The organism is Dyadobacter koreensis (assembly GCF_900108855.1).
Classification (GTDB): domain Bacteria; phylum Bacteroidota; class Bacteroidia; order Cytophagales; family Spirosomataceae; genus Dyadobacter; species Dyadobacter koreensis.
In genome coordinates this window covers 588343-608438 of sequence record NZ_FNXY01000003.1, presented here as the reverse complement: position 1 = coordinate 608438, position 20096 = coordinate 588343, and the positions used below count along the sequence as shown (strand labels likewise).

The following is a 20096-nucleotide window of genomic DNA, read 5'->3' as shown; positions in this document are numbered from 1 at the left end:
GGACATGTAAATGTAAAAAGATCAGGCAAAAGCAAGCCCCAGAAGAAGCCCCGCCAATATCAACAGATAAGAGGGGATTTTTGTAAAGAAAAGTACAAGTAATGTGCCCGCAACGGTAAGGACGGGTTGCCAGCTTATAGCCATTGGTTCAAACATGGACACAGCCGCAGCGATCGTTAGTCCGCAGCTTGTCGCGTGAATCCCGTCGAGAGAAGCGCGGATTCCACGGTATTTTTTCAATTGGTCCCAGATAGGGTAGGCAAAAAATATGAAAAATGTCCCGGGGAGAAATATCCCGGCAGTTGCGACAAAACCACCAATAATTTGGCCGGTAATGCCGAATTGCTGCATTGATAAACTGCCAACGTACGTTGCAACTGAAAAAACGGGGCCTGGAACTACTTGTGTTAAAGCCATCCCGGAAAGAAATTCCTGGTCGGTCAGATAATGCTTAAATTCTACAAATTCGTTGTAGAGAATAGGGATAAGAACCTGCCCGCCTCCAAAAACCAGACTTCCGTTACGATAAAAATTTTCGAAGAGTCGAACGGGCAACGATTTTGTGACTGTACCGATACCTGCCGCGACGACCAAAACGGAGATCCAGAAAATAAGTGGCCTCCAGGTGATCCGGATCGGGCCGCGCTCCATTTTTTCATGTTTTCTAAAATTCAGGGAAGCGGCGACTCCTCCTGAAATAATCAGCAGGGGAGTCATATAAGGTGATGGGAATAAGTAGGCCAGGATCGTTGAAATAATCAAAAACGACCAGCCCTGCACATTTCGGATAACCTTTCTGGCGATCGCGTAACCTCCATGCATCAGAAATGCAACAGCCATTGGGCCAACAAATTTGGTAAAGGATAACGAGATTTCTTTTTGTTGCAAAAGATGGATGCCAATGGCTGCCAAAGTCATTAGAATCATTGCCGGCAGCGACCACACCAATAACGAAAGATAGGCGAGCGGCTGTCCGCCTATTTTCAGACCAATTGCCGTAACTGTTTGCGTTGAACTTGGTCCGGGCAAAACCTGGCAAAGCGCCTGAAGTTCCAGTAATTCTTCCTCGGTAATGTATCTCCTTTTTTTGACAAGGCGCTCGATCATCATCATAAGATGCACCTGTGGACCTCCAAATGCCGTAAACGAGAGCAAGAGAATGTCCAGAAGATAAATGATGTATCGAAATCGCCGAATCGGATGGTTCAAGAGTTTGGTAATAAAGTTGAGGGTTTGCGGCATATACTTCAAAATATGCCGCATTGTGACAGAACAGCGGTTTTATTTTTTCAATCCCAGTTCACGCAAACGTTCGTCCAGAAATTCTCCGGCGGTCATGTTGACATACATTTTAGGATATTCGCTGCTCACGCAACTTTCCAGACTTGTCAGATTCATGTCTGCCCGCGGGTGCATGAAAAAAGGAATGGAAAAACGGGAAGTGCCCATTTTTTCACGCGGCGGATTAACCACCCGGTGAATCGTAGATTTCAATTTGTGGTTAGTCAGCCTGTCAAGCATATCACCAACGTTCACGACGATCTGGTCTGGAAGAGCCGTAATTGCGATCCATTTTCCGTCGCGTCGCAAAACTTCAAGACCCTCCGCGCTGGCGCCCATCAGGAGTGTAATCAGGTTTATATCGCCGTGAGCCGCCGCTCTTACTGCGCCGTCCGGAACGAGATCAGGATTTTCGATAGGAAAATAGTGTAACGCGCGAAGAATGCTGTCGCCATTTTTTACTTTATCTTCAAAATAATCCTCGGACAGCCCAAGATAAATTGCAATTGCCCGAAGAAGCGTTCTACCGGCGTTTTCAAAAGTTTTGTAAACCTCAACGGTATATTCCTCAAATTCTGGAAGCTCTGTCGGGAATACATTTTTTGCCATATCTCCAAGTGGTTCAGGCTGGCCAACGTGGTAAAATTCCTTTAAATCAGCGACTTTAAAACCTTTTGCAGTTTCCTTGCCTTTTCCAATATACCCGCGTTGTCCGAACAGTTCAGGAAATTCATATTTCTTTTTTTCGGCTTCCGGAAAGGAAAAGAAACGCTGCACGATATCATAGAGTTTTATCCTCAGTTCATCGCTAAGCCCATGATTTTTAATGGCAACAAATCCTATATTGGTAAAAGCAGAGCCAAGATCTGCTACAAATTTTGCTTTTTTTTGCGCATCACCTGATGTGAAATCTGACAGGTCAAGCGACGGTACTTCATCTAATAATGCAGGTTCCATAATTCTTTTTTATGCAAAGTATAAAACAATCTGTTGTTCATGCAACTAATTTTCTCGAACGTCCAGTCAAGTCTGGCCTAATAGATACATAGTATCTTAAAATTTATTTTGTGTTGGTTATACAGATTTTAATACGGTTAATCGAAATTATGCTATTTGAAAACAAACGAAATTCGATTATTTAAGAGATAGCTCTATATTTACGTCCTGATTTAATCACGGTTTGGCAATATTTAATCGAATCCGGATTGAATATCAACGTATACTTCAAAAGCAAATGCTCTTTAATTCATTACATTTTTTACTGTTTTTTATTTTTGTAACAACTTTTTATTATACCCTTCCTTACAAATTCCGGTGGGTGCTTTTACTTGCAGCGAGCGCCTATTTCTACGCTTCTTTTATTCCGGTTTATCTTGTAATTCTGGGTGTCGTTATTGTTATCGATTATTTTGCAGGAATCTGGATTGAAAATTCGCAAGGTCGAAAGAGGCTCTTTTTGCTGATTTTAAGTTTGATAGCTAATGTCGGTTTTCTAGCCTTTTTTAAATATTTCGACTTTCTCAACAACAACATCACTTACGCACTGCAACTGATAGGCCAGAAAAATGAAATGCCACCTTTAAGAGAAATGTTTCCGTCGCTTATACTTCCGATCGGCCTTTCATTTCATACATTTCAGTCAATGAGCTATACGATTGAAGTTTATCGCGGAAATCAGAAAGCGGAATATAACTTCGGGATTTATTCCTTATACGTACTTTTTTACCCACAACTTGTGGCAGGGCCGATTGAGAGGCCGCAAAATGTGTTATGGCAGTTTCGAGAAAAATTTGCTTATGATTGGGAAAATGTCAGAACAGGTCTCACGCTTATAGCCTGGGGGATGTTTAAAAAAGTTGTGATTGCTGACAGACTTGCTCTGGTAACGGACGCTGCCTATGGCGATGTGCAGAACCAAAGTCCGGCAGCGTTATTGATAGCAACTTTTTTCTATTGTTTTCAGATTTATTGTGACTTCTCCGGATACTCCGATATCGCCATCGGCACAGCGAGGGTTATGGGTTTCAAGCTCATGACAAACTTTAATGCGCCATACTTTGCCGAGTCTATTTCTGAATTCTGGAAGCGGTGGCACATCTCACTTTCTACCTGGTTTCGTGATTACGTTTATATCCCTCTCGGCGGAAACAGAAGGTCGAAAAGCAGGGTTTATTTCAACACACTCACAGTCTTTTTACTAAGTGGTTTGTGGCATGGAGCAGACTGGAAGTTTATAATATGGGGCTGTATTCATGGTATTTATTTAATTCTAGCGCAGATTTTGAATACCCACGCCATTTTTCGTCCTGGGCACTCAGGAAAAGGCGGCTCGCTTCCCGTAAGGATATTTCATATGATCTGGACGTTCTCACTTGTTGCGCTTGCCTGGATTTTCTTCCGTGCAAACAGCGTTTCAGAAGCGATTGAAATTATCGAAAAAATCTTCACTTTTTCAGATTATGGAATTCCGGAAATAGCGATGAATAACGGAGAATTTATTTTCTCGTTGGGCCTTTTGTTCCTGCTGGTGATCAAAGATAAGTATTTTGCAAAGTACATTCCGGATACCGGAATGTTCTGGGTTTTGTTCACACTGACTTGTTTCTGCTGTTATCTGTTCGGTGTTTTCACCAGCAACCAGTTTATTTACTTTCAATTTTAGGCTATGGGATATATGAATAGTTTAATCCGATACGTCGCACTTACAGTATCAGGGATTATCTTCGTAATTAGTTTATCACCTGCTTTACAAAGGAAAATTGTTGCAAAAGGGTGGATTCCTGATCAATACCGATTCGGGGATTTGTACAATACTTCGAATCTCAGAAAATTCAAGGAACTTGATTATAATGAGAATGCCACGCTTTTGCCATCAGACAAGCCGGAAACAAAATCAAAAAATGTTGATTTATATACGATCGGCGATAGTTTCACGCCAATGGACACAAGCTTTTACGCCGGCCGTAAAAACTTCCACATTTGGCTGGGCGCTTATATCGATACCGTGAAACTTGATCCGGCGAAAAAGTCAATTCTGGTCATTGAAGTAATCGAAAGAACAATTCAGGAGCGTTTGCGGGATGATTATAAAGCACTATACTTTGATAAAGGATTTCAGATAGAAGGAAAAATGAAACCTAAGGCTCCGGAAGAAGCTGCCTCAGAGCCTTCATTCTGGTGGGATAAATTTGGAGACGAGATTAATCAGCGCATCGAATTTTTGCTATTTAATTTTGATCCGTTTCTCAAATTAAAAGAGCTGAAATCGAATATCATGTTATCCTGGTTCGATCGCACACATACAGGGGCGATTATTTCCAGAAATCATGAATATTTGTTTTACAATATTGAAGCGGATAGAAAAATCGGACTTTCTCCATTCTATAATATCACACCGGGATCGGTTGATACGGTTGTAAATAATATGAACAACATTAGGGATTATTATAAACGAGCCGGTTTTGATGAAGTTTATTTCTGTTTCGTTCCCAATAAAGTGACCGTTTGTGAAAATGATCGCTTCCCATATAACAACCAGATTTCAAGAATAGAAAATCATCCAAAGCTTCAAACTCCAATTCTTTCAATACAAGATACGATTCGCAGCCACCCGGACTGGTACCATCTGGGAGACGGGCATTGGACTATCAAAGGCCAGCGTTACTGGTTAAAAACAGTTAACGATTTAGTACGCAAGTGCGACGAACATATCACCAGTAGAGAGCCATTGTAAAATGAAGAAAAGATAAAATATCTCACCATAAAAACCGCTGCAAGTCTAAATCATTTAAAACTTAGGTGAAACCAAAATGTTTTAAATGGAAGCGATATGGTCACAATGAAGTATCCCGATGATTTGTAATATTAAATTGCAGGCGCCTGTGATGTGCACTCACACCTTGGTCCCGGGTTCTTAGAAAGTGTACATCAAAAACGTTTTGCGCGTTAACTTTGTTTAAGACAAATCCTGTTTTCTTCAGAAACTACCATCGATGTTTTATACAAAAGCTTTCATCTGGACACAGCTTTACGTGCGGATTTTCTTATCGGACATTTTCTGGTAATCAAAATAAAAGCAATAGATTCAATCCTGCTCATACATTGGCGGAACTTCTCAACTATACGAAATTATTGAAAATGCCGGAAGGGCTTTTATAAATATCAATTGGGTATTAAGCCAATCGTAAACGAATTTACCGCAATTTGGTCTGAACACGTTTTATCTACCACCTAAGGCATATTTAGTTTTACCTAAGTTTTTTCTTCAATTATTTAGCTCTTCCTATATGTCTTAGGTGGTAGTAATTATTATTCCTTCAGGCTTTTGATGTAAGCGATGGTTTGTGGAACTTGTTTCATGAATGACGGACTTTCATCTTCTATGAAATAATGTTTGATGCCTGCTTTTTTTGCGGCCCTTAATACACCCGGGATATCAATTTGGCCTGTTCCAAGTGCGACATCATTCTCAACGGGCGTTCCGCCAGATAAATCTCCTTTAACTCCTTTTCTTAAATCTTTCAGGTGCATCAATTTCCATCGATTCCCATATTTATTCAGCAATTTTACCGGATCCTGGCCAGGAAAGGCTGTCCACAACACATCCATCTCAAAAGAAACGTATTCGGGATTTGTATTTTTGACGATGTAATCGAATAATGTTCCGTCTTCGTACGGTACAAATTCGTAGCCATGATTGTGATAACAAAGTGTGATACCGTTTTCTTTCAAAATCTTTCCTGCTTTATTAAAATCAGCGACTGCTTTTTTGGCAGTTTCAAGATTGAAATTACCTTTTTCATGAGGAATCCAGGCGACCATCACAAAGTTGGCACCAAGGATTTTTGCATTGTCGATCGTTTCCTGAGGATTATTTACCAAAGATTCATAGCCTGCCCCGATTGATGGCATTTTAATATTTCTTTTGTCTAGTTGCTTTCTCAATTCCTCCGTCGTCATTCCTTTTTGTGGTCCGCCTTCGAGCTCTGTTATACCAAAGGCCTGGATGGAGTCGAGCGTGGCTTCAATACCTTTTGGGAAACTTGAACGGAAAGTATATGCCTGCGCACCGATCGGTTTGGTATACAGGGGTTTTCCTGACTGCGCGTAGACACTTCCCTGGAAAAGTGCTGCGGCGATTATGATTTTAGAAAAATGGGAGATTTTAAGCATATGGTTAATAGCTAAGCAGATCAATGGTTACGAATTCTGTACTGCGTATTAAAAGTATTTTCCGACTTGAAATTACTGCTTTGCCAAATAATGAGACAATGGGTATTTGCCTGATCAGTTTGTTCTGTGTGGTCCTGAAGTGATGCACAGGTGTTTAATTCTTAGAAATTTTGTCTCCTAAATCGGTTTATCAATCGACGATTTGTAGAATAATTTATCGTTCCTATGAAAAAAAATTCGAACGATGTAAAATTTTAATCTTCTGAGAATTGTGGATTGACGATAATTAATTGAATATAAGAAAGACGGCTGGACGTGTTGTATATCAATTCGGAAATATAAAATAGGATAGAAGGTATATTGCTTAATTTGGCTATTAAAATATTGTAAATAACCGTGTTAAGGCAAATTAAATATGGCTTAATTAAAAATTTTAAGAAATTTGTATTGTTTAATTCTTTGTATAAATTGAGTCCCAAAGTACAGTAACATTTCTACCTAACTAATTATTTTGAATGAAGAAAATTTTACTCCTGAGCATGCTATGCGCATGCTCTTGCTCATCATTGCTATGGGCCCAGGACAGGCAAGTGACCGGTGTTGTAACATCTGCCGATGATGAGTCGCCACTCCCTGGTGTGAACATCCTCGTTGGCGGAACAAATGTCGGTACGACCACGGACATGGACGGAACTTATAAAATCACCGCTCCGAGCAAGGGAAAACTTGTTTTTAGTTTTGTTGGTATGCTTCCTCAGGAAGTAACACTGGGCAGCTCTTCAGTTATTGACGTAAAACTGGTTTCTGACGCACGCATGTTAAGCGAAATTGTCGTTACTGGTAGTGGCGTTGCAACAAGCAAAGCAAAACTAGGGATTGCTGTGGAAAGTGTTTCAGGTAAAAATCTGCCTCAAACGCCAACTGCCTCTATCGACCAGGCACTTATCGGTAAAATTCCGGGAGCGCAGATTTCATCCGTCAGTGGTAATCCGGGCGACCCGGTCAACATAGTTCTGCGTGGTATCAATACGGTACAGGGAGGAACGAAGCCATTGATTATGGTTGATGGCGTGCAAATTGCTTCCACGGATATTAACTCGCTGGATTTGAGTAATGTAGAACGCGTGGAAGTCGTCCAAGGCGCGGCTTCTGCTGCTATATATGGTGCTCAGGGAGCGAACGGGGTAATCCAGATTTTTACCAAAAAAGGGAAAAAAGGTGCGCTTGCGATCAATTATTCAACAAGTTATTCCGCTAATACTTTCCTTAATAATGGTGATGTCCATAAAGCGAGACTGCATCCTTATCTGACTGATGCAAATAATAATATTGTTGATGCACAGGGGAATATTCTGACCTATAATGAAGTTGGGTCAATTGAAGGTATTTCCTATACCTACGGTGGTGCGGCTCGTCTTGCTCTTTTAAACAGTCAAAACATTGCAAATAAACCTTACAATGCCAATTTAAAATACTATGATCACTTCAAACAGGTTTTTAAAACAGGAAGTACTTTCAACAACAGTTTGAGTATTTCGGGTGGATCCGATAAAAGTGATTTTTCAATCGCTGCTGCGAATAACCATACCGTTAGCCCGGTTATGAAAAACGGCTCGGTTGACAGAAGCAATTTAACTGTCAACCTGGGGACTGAATTGTTCAAAGGTTTCAAGATCAGATCAACGACGCAATTGGTATATACCAAAAATGACCTGGTTCCTGGTTTGGGTGCCGCGGGTGGGGAGAATTATGGGAAAGGGAATACGCTTGGCACGAACAGTGGAGTTTTTTCCTTTCTTAATACGTCGCCATTCTTTGACCTGACAGCAAAAATGTCAGATGGGAATTATCCTGGTTATCAGACCGCTGATTTTTTGAGTATCAATGCGGGTAATCCGTATTACCGTCAGCAGTATGCAAGCAGCATTGATCATAAAATCGATGTCATTCAGAATTTTGATGCGAATTATACCGTCAATAAATTTCTTGAACTTAACGCAAAATATGGCATCAACTACCGGACGGAAAATTCCAGATGGACTTATAAAAACCAGTCAGAGAATTTAAACTCAATTTATTACGATAATTACGTAAGCACTTTTGCACCAGACTTTAATGGTGAAATTGTAGATTGGCAGTATAGCACAACCTTCCAGAATTTCCTGGCTACGGCCTATATCAGAACAGATTTTGAGAAAGATTTCAATATTAAATTGCCTATTCAAACAAGTACGCAGGTCTCTTTTGACTATCGTAACAAGATGTATAAAGAATATGATACCTACGGTGTCGGACTTTCTTTGGCTCCGCCAACGAATATTTCTTCAACATCGTCTCAGGCTGTTAGCCGGGATTACAAGGAGCCGTTTGTAACGTATGGGTATCTGATCAATCAGAAAATTGACTTTGGCGATTATGGTGGGATTACGGCAGGTTTCAGAAGCGACTGGTCGTCAGCATTTGGCGGAGGATCCAAACCGTTTACTTTTCCCCACTTTGACGGCCATATCCTGCCATTTTCGATCCTGAAAAATTCTACTTTAACAGATGCAGTTCCATATTTTAAATTGAGAGCGGCTTATGGAGAAGCAGGTATTCAGCCTGGTGCTTTTGACAGATATCCGGTTTTGGGCCAGCAAAATCTTGGTGATGCGTTGGTGTACACAATTCCGACGACTACAAATAATGCAGACCTTCAGGTTGAAGTGTCGAAAGAATTTGAAGTCGGTACGGATTTTACGATTAATACAAATCAAAGCGGTTCCTGGTTTAATGATATCAACGGTTCATTCACCTACTGGAAACGTAAAAGTGCCAATGTGATCTACACTGTGAGTGTGGCGCCTTCAAACGGTTCAACGGGGCAGCTGACCAACGCGATCGATATGTCTTCGAACGGGGTTCAGTTTTCGTTAAATCTTCCGGTTTACAGTTCAAAAAATTTTAAGTGGGATTTTACGACAAACTTCGGCCATCAGGTATCAAAAATTGATGCTGTGGAAGGCGGTGCGGATATTATCCTGACTTCCAATGCGGGCTCAACTTCGCTGGTATTGACGGGTGGACAGCAAATAGGTCAGATTTTTGGTTATAAAGCTTTACCAAGTCTTGATTTTACACGTAAAAACGGAGAACGGTATATCAGCGAAGGGAATGAAGGCCTTTATGAGTTGGTGGATGGTCGTGTGGTAAGAAAAGCAGATTATCAAATTCAGTTCACGGATGAAACATATCCGCTGGCAAACCCCAATCCGAAGTTCAACGCTTCGTTCATCAACAATTTTAATTTCAAGGATTTTCTGACCTTAAATTTCCAGTTTGACTGGGTTTACAAAAGCCATTTGTACAATCAGACAAAAGAATGGATGTATCGTGATGGTATCCATGGCGATTTTGAGACACCGGTTACGATCGATGGGAAAACGGGTGCATTTTCTTCATACTATGGCAGTGCTTATTATGCACTTTGGGGAAGTCCAAGTGGTGCCGGAAACAACGCGACCAAAGATTATTATCTCGAAGATGCTTCTTTCATGCGTTTACGAAATGTTTCTCTGGGTTTCGATTTGGCTAAACTGATAAATATTCCACGTTTGAGCAGATGTCAGCTGGTGTTCACAGGAAGAAATATCCTGACGTTTACGAAGTACACAGGGTATGATCCTGAGGTTAGTTCTGGTTCTCCAAACTCGTCTTTTGACAGAGGCGTGGATCACAGTACTTTACCGAATACAAAATCTTATCAGGTTGGGTTGAATATTGGATTTTAGTTAGTCTGACGGCTAGTTATTTGATACTAAATCAGAGGTCAGATAAAGACAACTTCCCTCTTTTTGTAAACAATAAAATTTCAAAATATGAAAATCAGCAATAAAAATATATTGATTCAAACAGTTTTTACAGCCTCTCTGGTTCTTATGAACTTTGGTTGTAAAGACAAGCTGGACGTTGGAAATCCCAATGCCCCTACGATCGATGCGAACGTAAATACAGAAACGGGATTAATTTCTCTGGCGCAAGGGGGTGTTTATATCAACGGTTTCCAAGAAGGCGACGACTGGTTGGGAAATAGTTATTTTTCGCTTCCATGGGGGTATAATGAACTTCTTGCTGACAATGTTTCTGCCGATGCTTCCAATAATCAGGTTGCTACAATCGGAGTTCCGGATTATGTAATTTTTGACGATGGTACGAAAGAAACAAACAAGGCGCCGTCCATCAGTATTCTCAGAACTTACAACACGCGTGCTGCAACCGGTGCAGGAAATAATGCGACGTATTATCAGTGGCTGAATATGTATGCAATGAATAACGCCTGCAATACTGTTTTAAGCCTCGTTGACAATATTCCGTTTTCAGGGGACGCGGCGTCGAAAATTGCTACGGTTAAAGCCTGGTGTTACTGGTGGAAAGGTTATGCTTACGGATCGATCGGATCGATGTATTATTCCGGATTGATATTGGACGAAGTCGGCGCGAAAAGTAGTAATTATGTACTTCACGATGCTATTTTGGCCAAGTCGGATGAGTATTATAATCTGGCGGCGACGACGATCAGCGGCATTACAAGCGAAGGCGATTATGAAGCGATTTTGGGTAAACTGATCCCGGAATTCACCCAGGTTGGAAACGGTGGAGTGCCAACAAAGGAAATGTGGATCAGAAATATCAATACCATGCTTGCGCGTAATCTTTTGGTCAACAAATTATCGCCTTTTGTCAACGGGAATCCGGCAGCAACAATCACGAAATCTTCCACGTCTGTTATGACAGCCGCGGACTGGAATACTGTTTTAACGCTTAGTTCAAAAGGAATTCAAAAGGGTGATGTTGTTTTCACCGGAAGAAGTACGGCAAACAATTATTTCTTTTCGGCAACCGGCGGAACGGCAGCTTCTTTGACAACGGGTGTGAATACCAGTTCGACATTCAAGATCAGCGAGCGGTTTGTTCAGAATTTTAAAGCCGATGATAAGCGTTTTACGAATAATTTCAGTACTGCAACAACATACAAAAACAACTTTATTTTCACGACACGTTATAACATCATTGACGGTGGTGCCGGTGCGGCCGGGGTATATGTTTACGGAAGTAAATCAGTTGGTGCTTATGAACTTTATATTGCCGGAAGTTATGAAGAAAACACACTTATGATGGCTGAGGCAAACATCCGTCTGGGCAATATCGCAGTAGGGCTTGGGCAGATTGACTTGGTTAGGACTTATCTCGGAGCGGGACTGGCTCCCGTTGCAGGAACGGGTTTAACACTTGCAGGAGCAATGACGGAGCTTGTTAAAGAAAGAAGAGTTGCGTTGATTTACCGCGGATTATCTTTTTATGACAACAGAAGATGGGGAAGAACCTACGACATAACAAACGGTGGCGGAAGTTATGGAAATACGGTTGTGACATCCGCGGGAGTGGTTAATAAAAATGCGACGATCAATTATAATTTCCTGGATTATTGGGATGTTCCGGCTGATGAATCCGTGTTGAATCCTTCGACGGGAGCGGCAACGATGAATCCGAATTTTTAATTCTGAAATAAAGAGTAAGATATTTCATTTTACGAAATTGCAGGAAGGCGGGAAACTGCCTTCCTGTCTCATTTACAATGCCATTGTTTTATCTGAACCAAAACTGTTACATATGAATAAAAATACGATCGGATTTTTTGCACTGCTGAGCCTTTGTGCCTTGCAGACTACTGCGCAAGCGGTACTTTCCAAAGATAAAAAAGAAGTTATCGCTAATCTGGAGAAGAAAAAAGATCATTATGGCGATGTCTCCAAACAGATATGGGATTTTGCTGAGGTAGGCTATAAGGAAGTGAAAAGTACAGCTATTTTAATAAACGAGCTGAAAAAAGAGGGCTTTACAATGGAAGAGGGCGTTGCCGGAATCCCGACAGCATTTGTCGCAACGTACGGTAAGGGAAAGCCGGTAATCAGCATTCTGGCGGAATATGACGCGCTGCCCGGAATGGCACAGGAAGCGGTTCCGGAAAAAAAAGTTATTTCAGGACAAAAAGCAGGTCACGCTTGTGGTCATCATCTTTTTGGTACAGGTTCGGTTGCGGCGGCAATCGCTGTTAAAGACTGGCTTAAACAAAATGGAAATACGGGCACAATTAAACTAATGGGCTGTCCTGCCGAAGAGGGAGGTTCAGGTAAAGTTTATATGGTGCGCGAAGGTGTTTTCAAAGATTCCGACGTCGTTTTGCACTGGCATCCGGGTGATCGGAATTCTGCAAATCCGGCTTCCGCGTTGGCGAATATTTCTGCAAAGTTCCGTTTTCACGGCGTCTCCGCGCACGCGGCAGGGGCGCCTGAGAGAGGTCGGTCTGGGTTGGACGGAGTGGAAGCGATGGATTATATGGTCAATATGATGCGCGAGCATGTTCCTCAGGATACGCGAATCCATTATGTGATCACCCGCGGAGGTGAAGCTCCTAATGTGGTTCCGGCTTTTGCAGAGGTTTACTACTATGCGCGCCATCATAACCGTGATGTATTAAGAGGGATTTGGGACAGGATTATGGAAGCTGCAAAAGGTGCAGCCATGGGAACTGGTACCAAACTGGAAGTGGAAATAATCGGCGGTACCTACGACCTCCTGCCGATCGAATCACTTGCCAAAGTCATGCACACAAATCTTGATGCAGTTGGCGGATTAAAATATTCTCAAGAAGAAATCGCTTTTGCTGAGAAAATTATAAGCACACTTCCCGCTTCGACAGAAACAAAACCTAAGTACACGGATGCTGAACAAGTAGCTCCATTTTCGACAAAACTGGAGAGTATGGGCGGTTCAACCGATGTGGGAGATGTGAGCTGGGCTGTCCCAACTGTTGGCCTGGCTACGGCGACCTGGGTTCCGGGAACTCCCGCTCATAGCTGGCAGGCAGTCGCCGCCGGTGGTACAGAGATCGGTAAAAAAGGAATGATGGTCGCTTCTAAAACATTGGCGTTGACAGCAATTGACTTGTTTAAAGATCCGGCGCTGATCGAAAAAGCAAAAACAGATTGGCAGAAAGCAAGAGGTGCGGATTTTAAATACAACGCCTTATTGGGAGAACGGAAACCGGCACTTGATTATCGGAATTGATCATAAGATACCTCAGCTTTCGGCGATCGGCTTTCAGGAGCTCTCCGAAAGCTGAGATATTTAAATTAATAAACTTCGGTTGTCAGCTTCTAGACTTGCAAATCGAGCAAGCCGAATGCCGAAAGCAGAATAAAAATCAATAACCGTCTGCTTTAATTTGCTTTTCCGTTATCTCACCATACTTTTTAACCTGTTCTTTTATTTCAGCAGCTTTACCAACCAGGACAAATTGCAACTTGTCTTTCGGGAAATATTGTTCGATGATACTCTTGGCCTGAGCTGTCGTCAGACCATCTACTTTTGCCTGAAAAGTATTAATGAAGTTTTCATCAAAATTGTAAAGAAACATATCTGTCAATAATCCTGCAAGCGCACCGGAAGACTCGTAGTTGGGCGGAAAGTCACCTTTTACGTATGATTTCGCAGATCTCAGAATAGATTCATCAATTCCTGTTTTGTGTAAACTGTCAAGAACGCTCAGAGCCATATCAATAGCAGGGATTGTCGAGGAGTTTTTTGTAAATGTGCTCACTACAAAAGTTCCTGCCATTTTATAGCGGCTGAAACGGCTGACTGCTCCATAAGTAAGCCCTGAATTAACACGGAGCGCATCATTGAGCCAGGACGTAAAGCGGCCACCCAAAACGGTGTTTATAACCAAAACCGGGATATAATCAGGAGAACTGTATGGTATTCCTTTTCCTCCAATGAAGAAAGTCGTTTCCCGTGCGTCATCTTTATTAACCAGCAGTACGCGGCTTTTTTCGAAATTCAGTTCAGGTACCACCCGCTTTATCATTCTGGCTTCTGCTGTTTTCCAGTTTCCAAAAAGAGATATAATCCGCTTTTTCATATCGGCTGTTTTAAAATCGCCAACTACTGCAATCGCACCTTTTCCTGATGTATAGTTAGTCTCGTAAAATTTCCTCACGTCTTGAGCAGAGGTTTTTTCAACGGTTGCTTTTGTGCCGGTCGTCGGTGTTGCGTAGGGATGTTTGTCGAAAATGAAGCTGTTGAAATAATTGCCAATCACGCTGCGTGGGCTTTCCTTTGCCTGAGATAATTCCAATAATGTGCGTTGTTTGTGTTTGTCAAATTCCGCCGCGTCAAAAACGGGATGCATGATCACCTGCTGTAAGACATCGAATAATTTATCCTGATCTTTTACAGCGAAAGACGAACGGATACTCGCGCCTTCTTTACCGGCAGATGTAGATAAATCGGCGCCAACAAAATCGGTAATCTCTTCAATTTGAGATTTTGTATATTTCTGCGTTCCGAAAACCAGCGCATCAGCAGTAAGATTTGCAAGGCCATACTGATCTCCGTCATTAATTGATCCGGCATCGAAAACAGCAGAAACATTGATCAGCGGAACCTCGTGCTGCTCCATCAGATAAATTGTAAGCCCATTTTTCAGCTTAAATTTTTCATATTTGGGCACTTTGAAATTATCCTGCGCCGAAGCGGAAAATGTTATAAATGCGAGAACTGCGAATAATATATTTTTCATACTTGATCTTTAAAAATCTTGGTTTAAGACAAGAAAGTTTAGGCTTTCTTTTCCGGTAATAAATAACCAACCGTCCTGTTTCTTTCCGTGAAATATTTGGCAGCGACGCGTTTTATATCCTCAATAGTCACTTTCTCGTATAATTTTGGCGCGTCATACATTTTTTTAAAATCGCCGAAAAAGACTTCATACGTTCCCATGCTATTCGCCTTTCCATTAATGGTTTCCATACTGCGGTAAAACTCCATAAGTTTCTGGTTTTTTACTTTTTGAAGCTCATTCGCCGTCACTCCATTTTTTATAACACTGTCAATTTGTTCCAGAATCGACTTTTCAAGGTCATTAGCAGAAATACTATCCCCGGCGATTGCATATACATTGAACAGCCCCGGATCAAAATCTTCGCTCATAAAAGTGTAAACCTGGGATGCGATTGTCGTATCCATAACCAATGACTTTACCAGACGCGACGAATTTCCGGATGTTAACAAGCTGCTGAACAGATCCAGTGCATAATAATCTTCATGGCCGGTTTGCGGCGTGTGATAAGACAACAGAACATTGGGTGTCGTAATATCTTTATACGTTGTCACCCGACGTTCGCCATTTTGTTCGGGTTCTACTGTGCGTAATTTCGGGGGCAGGCCTCTTGCCTCAATCGGCGCCATATACTGATCCGCCAGCTTGCGAACCTGATCGACCGTCACATCGCCGACCACTACCACTGTAGCATTATTTGGAGAATAATATGTTTTGAAATAATTTTCAAGATCGCTTTGTGTCCAGCTTTTGATATCCGATTCAAAACCTATAACCGGAAACATATAGGGGTGTTCCTGATAAGCAACCGATTGTACAAGCTCACCTAACAGGCGGTAATTACTATTTTCCAGACCGGTGCTTCTTTCCGACAATACCACACCACGCTCACTTTCCACCATTTTCGGATCGATAGTCAGGTCCGAAATTCTGTCAGATTCCAGTTTGAAAATTGTTTCTAAGGCGTCTTTCTGAAACCAGTCCGTATATACTGTTACGTTTTCAGTAGTATATGCATTGTTCGAACCGCCGTTGGCTTCCATCAGCCGGTCAAATTGTTTCGGGCCGTAATTTTTCGATCCGTTAAACATCATATGCTCGAAGAAATGAGACAATCCGGTGATACCGTGAACCTCGTTTCTGGAACCCACTTTCCAGAACAGATACATATTTGCGTTCGGTATCGAATGATCTTCCAGTACCAGGAATTTCATACCATTGCCCAGTGTAAATGTTTTTACATCTTCGGGTTTACTTTGAGCATTGGCCATACCAATGCCAGCCATCATTGCTGCTCCGAACAATAGTTTACGTAGCCTCATATCAAAATATAAAATTTGTTTTTGTAATAATAGTCAAAAAACCGAAACGTGAACAGGCAATTTGATGAGTGGTAAGAATTGGGAGGTTTTGATACTGTTTTTCGGTATTGCGATATAAGTCACTCATATTTAATTTCTTAGGTTTTTTATCCGGTTAATAAGTTGCTGAAAAATAAAGTGAACGTGGTTTGTTACTATCCGGGTATTTTGACGTCATTACTGTTAATATACTGAGCCACAAATATTTTATACATCCACTCAATTCTTATTTTTTACTTATGAAAAAACTATTTTTACTTAAAATGTTTTCCCTCGCTTTTTGTTTGCTTGTGCATTCACTTGCTTTGGGGCAAAATGTTGCCAATTTAAATTGTCCGAATCCAGCTGGCGGGTGTGATACAATTGGCATTGAGCAAAAAATAAGTCCATGGCGGGTTGGTGGGTTTATTGGTCCTGCTGTGGCTTTCTGCGGTAAATGGTCAAGCACGTTTAATTCCGATAAGTACCGGGATAAATCTTTGTTCAACGGAATCGGTTTCCATGCAGGTTTAAATGCGGATTACTTCTTTAATGTCAAAAAGAAGAAGCAGCTGAAATTTGGTGTCGGTGCTGTTGCAGGCTTGCAAATGTTCTTCTTGCGAAACGATCTTGATACTTTCCTTGATCAGATTATTGCAGAATCGGGTTCGAACAGGGCGGTTATCAGGAAAGGTTCGTCAGAAGATCATTATCTGGCAGTGGGGCCGGTTCTGAGTTATGCTTTCGGAAAGAAACCAAGATCACCTTTTATTGAAGCATCGGTTCGTGGCGGTCTTTTTAGGACAACGCCTGCCGCTATTTTTGTGTATGACGAGGCTACTTCGAATAATATTTACTCAGTAACGGCGACCGACAAACGGTATCACGCAGGGCTTTTGGCTACCCTCGGACTTTTCTTTCCGAGCAAAAAAGGACTTTGGTCGTGGGGAGTGGAGGCAGCAGGTTTTAGAACAAAAGTGAACTATATTTTTCCCGGGGCCACAATTTACAGCTATCAGCGTAAACATGGTGGTTTTACAGCCGGCCTCGCCTTTCGTCGTAATTTTGTACGTGATGTTCCTGTTCCGAAAGCTCCGACTCCGCCACTCATCTGCGAAGCGCCTGATCTTGAATTGATGATTAACGGCAAGTCGGTCAAGGGGATGATCTTCAGTACACTGGATTCTTCGAAAGCGGATAGTATCAACATCAGCTGGAAAAGCCGTACGATTTTAGACAGCACAAAAAGTGAAACTTTCACAGCACGTCTGCATCAGTTGAATGGCGGAATGGATAATGTAATCGCGCAGGTTGTTTGCCAAAAAGAGACAAAAATGGCTTGGCCGGCAGCATATTTAAATCCTGTAACCGGCCGTCCGGTGGAAGGGCAGTATTATGTAACTGTACAGAGCCAGCAGATTTCTACCTGTGCGTCTTGTATCAGCGAGCCAAGTACAACGGGTTTTGCAGTTCAAAGTCCGGATACGGTTAAGGTTAAAGTGCCGAGCTGCTTCAAACAGTGCTTCCTGGAAGTTTATGCGTATAAAAAGGTTAAAGTCAAACGTGTTAAATATGGAAAATCGCCTACTTCCTGCGTAGGCTGTATATGCCCTGTGGATACCGTTTCAAAAACAATTTCTCAGTACCATTTGTTAGGAACTGTTAAAAGAGATGACTGTGATGCGTCGAAACTTGACTTGAACAGCGAAATCTCGAACATCAAAATTCCAAGCTGGGCTACTACCGTTTATACTTCAGTTGAAACAGTTGTCGCGGGTGAATGCGAAGGTTTACCGCAAGGGAAAAACAAGATCAATTATTCAGCACCTGTGAAAAAAGGCAAAGCAGGAATATTTAAAAGAGCCTATCAGAAAAAGTGACGGTTTCTGAGGGTAAATAAATTTTAAAAAGGGCTTCGCAAAAATTGCGAAGCCCTTTTTAAAATTCTTCCTTAATCCATTTTACCCGCACAATCCTGCTTTTTATACCGTGATTGGCAAAAAAATGAAGCCAATGGAGTTGTCTGGATGAGAGGTGATCTGTTGGTGATTTTATTTCGATAAACGAATACTCGTTTTCATCCCAAACCAGCAAATCAGGGAATCCCCGGGTATTTTCACGAAGGTTATAAGCCATCTCGAGCAGCACAGCATGAATTTGTTCAGGCGTTAACAGAGAAATTAGACGAAGTACGGTTTCAAGCATATCCGGATACCAGCTGACGAGCACATTCGTTATCCCGAACTTTTCCTGAAATGTCCTCTCTGCAATATCAGAAATTGCTTCCCTTGAATCAGCATCTTTCATCCGCGCCAGAAGCTGATCCGATCTTTTATAATAAAAATCAGGCAGGAAGAAATCTGACGGAACCCTCTGCAACGGATTATGTATTGCTTTCACGTTTGTGTCATAAATAATATCCCAGAACAAAAGACCGAACAAAGCACGCCAAGGCTCGTTTTCACTGAAAACGGCTTCTGAACCTAACGCTTTATAATAGTCAATCGCGCCTCGTTCAACTCTGAAACGATAGGAAATCGGAATGTCGATACTGCTGGCGTCTTTTAAAGCTTGAGTAGTTCGTTTTACCGCGCGCTTCTTTTTATTGACTATTCTTTCGTGAAAATCCTGAGAAAAATAGCGTTCATCAGCATTTTGCGGACTTTCGGCAATTTCTTCGCAGAGTGCCAGAGCCTCTTCGATTTCACCAAGATTATATAAAAGTCTTACACGCCTTTCGCGAGCCGGAGCGTCGTTCGTCAGCTGATATATCGTGAGTGCCTGAGACAGCATTTTTTTTCGTTCCAGCCAGGCACTAACGCGAAGGATAAAAAGGTGGTAGGAGGGAATTGCCTTCTTACTCAGATTTCCGGATATGCCGGTTTGCCAGTTCATAAACCAGTCGAAAATCTCTTCCGGTGGTGCCGCATTTTTCAGCACGTCAAAAGTTTCCTTCATCAACGAAATCATCAGCGTATCGTCGACATCTTTGCGCGTGTCGAACTGGATCGCCAGATGCTCTTCGTCAAAAGATTGAAACCGAACATGTCCCAAATCCCGGACTACGAATTCTGTCATATCGGCATAACGGTTACCGAAAAACAAAAATTTCATCATCATTACTTCCGCTTCAAAACTGACTTTTACGATCGGCTCAGTTTCCTGAATGATTTCACAGATTATTTTAAATTCATATTCGTGTAAAAGCCAGCGAATCAAATCAGCCTTCCGGATTGATTTGGAGGGCATAATTTCCGGTTCCAGGATTTTTGTAAACGAAAGATGTTCCGGTTTTGTAAATAATTCCATCACTTCTTCAAACCGATCCTCATGCAGTTCACAGAGTGCCTGAATAAATTGTTTGTCGTGCAGCTCGTTCAGCGCTGCCGGAATATCAGTTATCTCAGAATACGAAAGATTATTAACCCGAAAAAAAGATTTGCTTCTGTTACTGAACCTGATAAAAAGGCATTGGGCGTCCTCCGAAAGCGAATTGTAGTCATTCAGAAATGAAAGTTCATTCTCGTTTAGTAAGGGTTCGTACATTTTGCGTACGAAGTCAAGCACATAACCAAAGTAATCGTGGTAATATTTTGGTGGAAGATCCTTTGGAAATTCGTTAATCTGCACAGTTGTTAATGAAG

At 41.8% G+C, this 20096-nt stretch carries 13 protein-coding genes; 7 read left to right on the top strand and 6 right to left on the bottom strand.

What is annotated here, in order from left to right:
* Nucleotides 1-21: 21 nt before the first annotated feature.
* Nucleotides 22-1242 carry a chromate efflux transporter gene (gene chrA, locus BMY70_RS11205; protein WP_090335503.1) on the bottom strand — a complete coding sequence of 407 codons (1221 nt, stop codon included), beginning with the start codon at nucleotides 1240-1242 and terminating at the stop codon, nucleotides 22-24.
* A gap of 39 nt (nucleotides 1243-1281) precedes the next feature.
* Entirely contained in the window at nucleotides 1282-2238 is a 957-nt protein-coding gene (locus tag BMY70_RS11200; RefSeq protein WP_090335256.1) for an isopenicillin N synthase family dioxygenase, read from the bottom strand.
* A gap of 277 nt (nucleotides 2239-2515) precedes the next feature.
* On the opposite strand from BMY70_RS11200, the gene BMY70_RS11195 reads away from it, so the two are divergent.
* From BMY70_RS11195 to BMY70_RS31665, 3 genes are all read left to right on the top strand, one after another.
* On the top strand, nucleotides 2516-3943 hold the full coding sequence (locus tag BMY70_RS11195) for an MBOAT family O-acyltransferase (protein WP_090335255.1): 1428 nt from the start codon (nucleotides 2516-2518) through the stop codon (nucleotides 3941-3943).
* Between the two features lie 12 nt (nucleotides 3944-3955).
* Complete coding sequence (locus BMY70_RS11190) at nucleotides 3956-5014, top strand: hypothetical protein (protein WP_143072084.1); 1059 nt, start codon at nucleotides 3956-3958, stop codon at nucleotides 5012-5014.
* 231 nt (nucleotides 5015-5245) lie between these two features.
* Nucleotides 5246-5416, top strand: a complete 171-nt coding sequence (locus BMY70_RS31665; protein WP_090335502.1) for a GxxExxY protein — start codon at nucleotides 5246-5248, stop codon at nucleotides 5414-5416.
* A 173-nt stretch (nucleotides 5417-5589) separates the two neighbouring features.
* On the opposite strand, the gene BMY70_RS11180 is transcribed toward BMY70_RS31665, so the two are convergent.
* Nucleotides 5590-6453 carry a sugar phosphate isomerase/epimerase family protein gene (locus tag BMY70_RS11180; RefSeq protein ID WP_090335253.1) on the bottom strand — a complete coding sequence of 288 codons (864 nt, stop codon included), beginning with the start codon at nucleotides 6451-6453 and terminating at the stop codon, nucleotides 5590-5592.
* A 515-nt stretch (nucleotides 6454-6968) separates the two neighbouring features.
* Between BMY70_RS11180 and BMY70_RS11175 the strand changes: the two genes are divergently transcribed.
* The 3 genes from BMY70_RS11175 (at nucleotide 6969) to BMY70_RS11165 (ending at nucleotide 13560) form a co-directional block, all read left to right on the top strand.
* The gene (locus tag BMY70_RS11175) at nucleotides 6969-10223 is read left to right on the top strand and encodes a SusC/RagA family TonB-linked outer membrane protein (RefSeq protein ID WP_090335252.1); all 3255 of its coding nucleotides are present in this window, start codon (nucleotides 6969-6971) and stop codon (nucleotides 10221-10223) included.
* A gap of 87 nt (nucleotides 10224-10310) precedes the next feature.
* Nucleotides 10311-11990 carry a RagB/SusD family nutrient uptake outer membrane protein gene (locus BMY70_RS11170; RefSeq protein WP_090335251.1) on the top strand — a complete coding sequence of 560 codons (1680 nt, stop codon included), beginning with the start codon at nucleotides 10311-10313 and terminating at the stop codon, nucleotides 11988-11990.
* 112 nt (nucleotides 11991-12102) lie between these two features.
* On the top strand, nucleotides 12103-13560 hold the full coding sequence (locus BMY70_RS11165; protein WP_090335501.1) for an amidohydrolase: 1458 nt from the start codon (nucleotides 12103-12105) through the stop codon (nucleotides 13558-13560).
* Nucleotides 13561-13696: 136 nt separating this feature from the next.
* Here BMY70_RS11165 and BMY70_RS11160 read toward each other — a convergent pair whose 3' ends face one another.
* Both BMY70_RS11160 and BMY70_RS11155 read right to left on the bottom strand, forming a co-directional pair.
* Nucleotides 13697-15073, bottom strand: a complete 1377-nt coding sequence (locus BMY70_RS11160; RefSeq protein WP_090335250.1) for a M16 family metallopeptidase — start codon at nucleotides 15071-15073, stop codon at nucleotides 13697-13699.
* Nucleotides 15074-15111: 38 nt separating this feature from the next.
* Nucleotides 15112-16434: a M16 family metallopeptidase gene (locus BMY70_RS11155; RefSeq protein ID WP_090335249.1), complete on the bottom strand. Its 1323-nt coding sequence runs from the start codon at nucleotides 16432-16434 to the stop codon at nucleotides 15112-15114.
* Between the two features lie 278 nt (nucleotides 16435-16712).
* Here BMY70_RS11155 and BMY70_RS11150 point away from each other — a divergent pair, with 278 nt between their 5' ends.
* On the top strand, nucleotides 16713-18332 hold the full coding sequence (locus BMY70_RS11150; RefSeq protein ID WP_143072083.1) for a PorT family protein: 1620 nt from the start codon (nucleotides 16713-16715) through the stop codon (nucleotides 18330-18332).
* 58 nt (nucleotides 18333-18390) lie between these two features.
* On the opposite strand, the gene BMY70_RS11145 is transcribed toward BMY70_RS11150, so the two are convergent.
* Nucleotides 18391-20082, bottom strand: coding sequence for a VRR-NUC domain-containing protein (locus tag BMY70_RS11145; protein ID WP_229209567.1), 1692 nt, complete (start codon nucleotides 20080-20082; stop codon nucleotides 18391-18393).
* Between the last annotated feature and the right edge of the window lie 14 nt (nucleotides 20083-20096).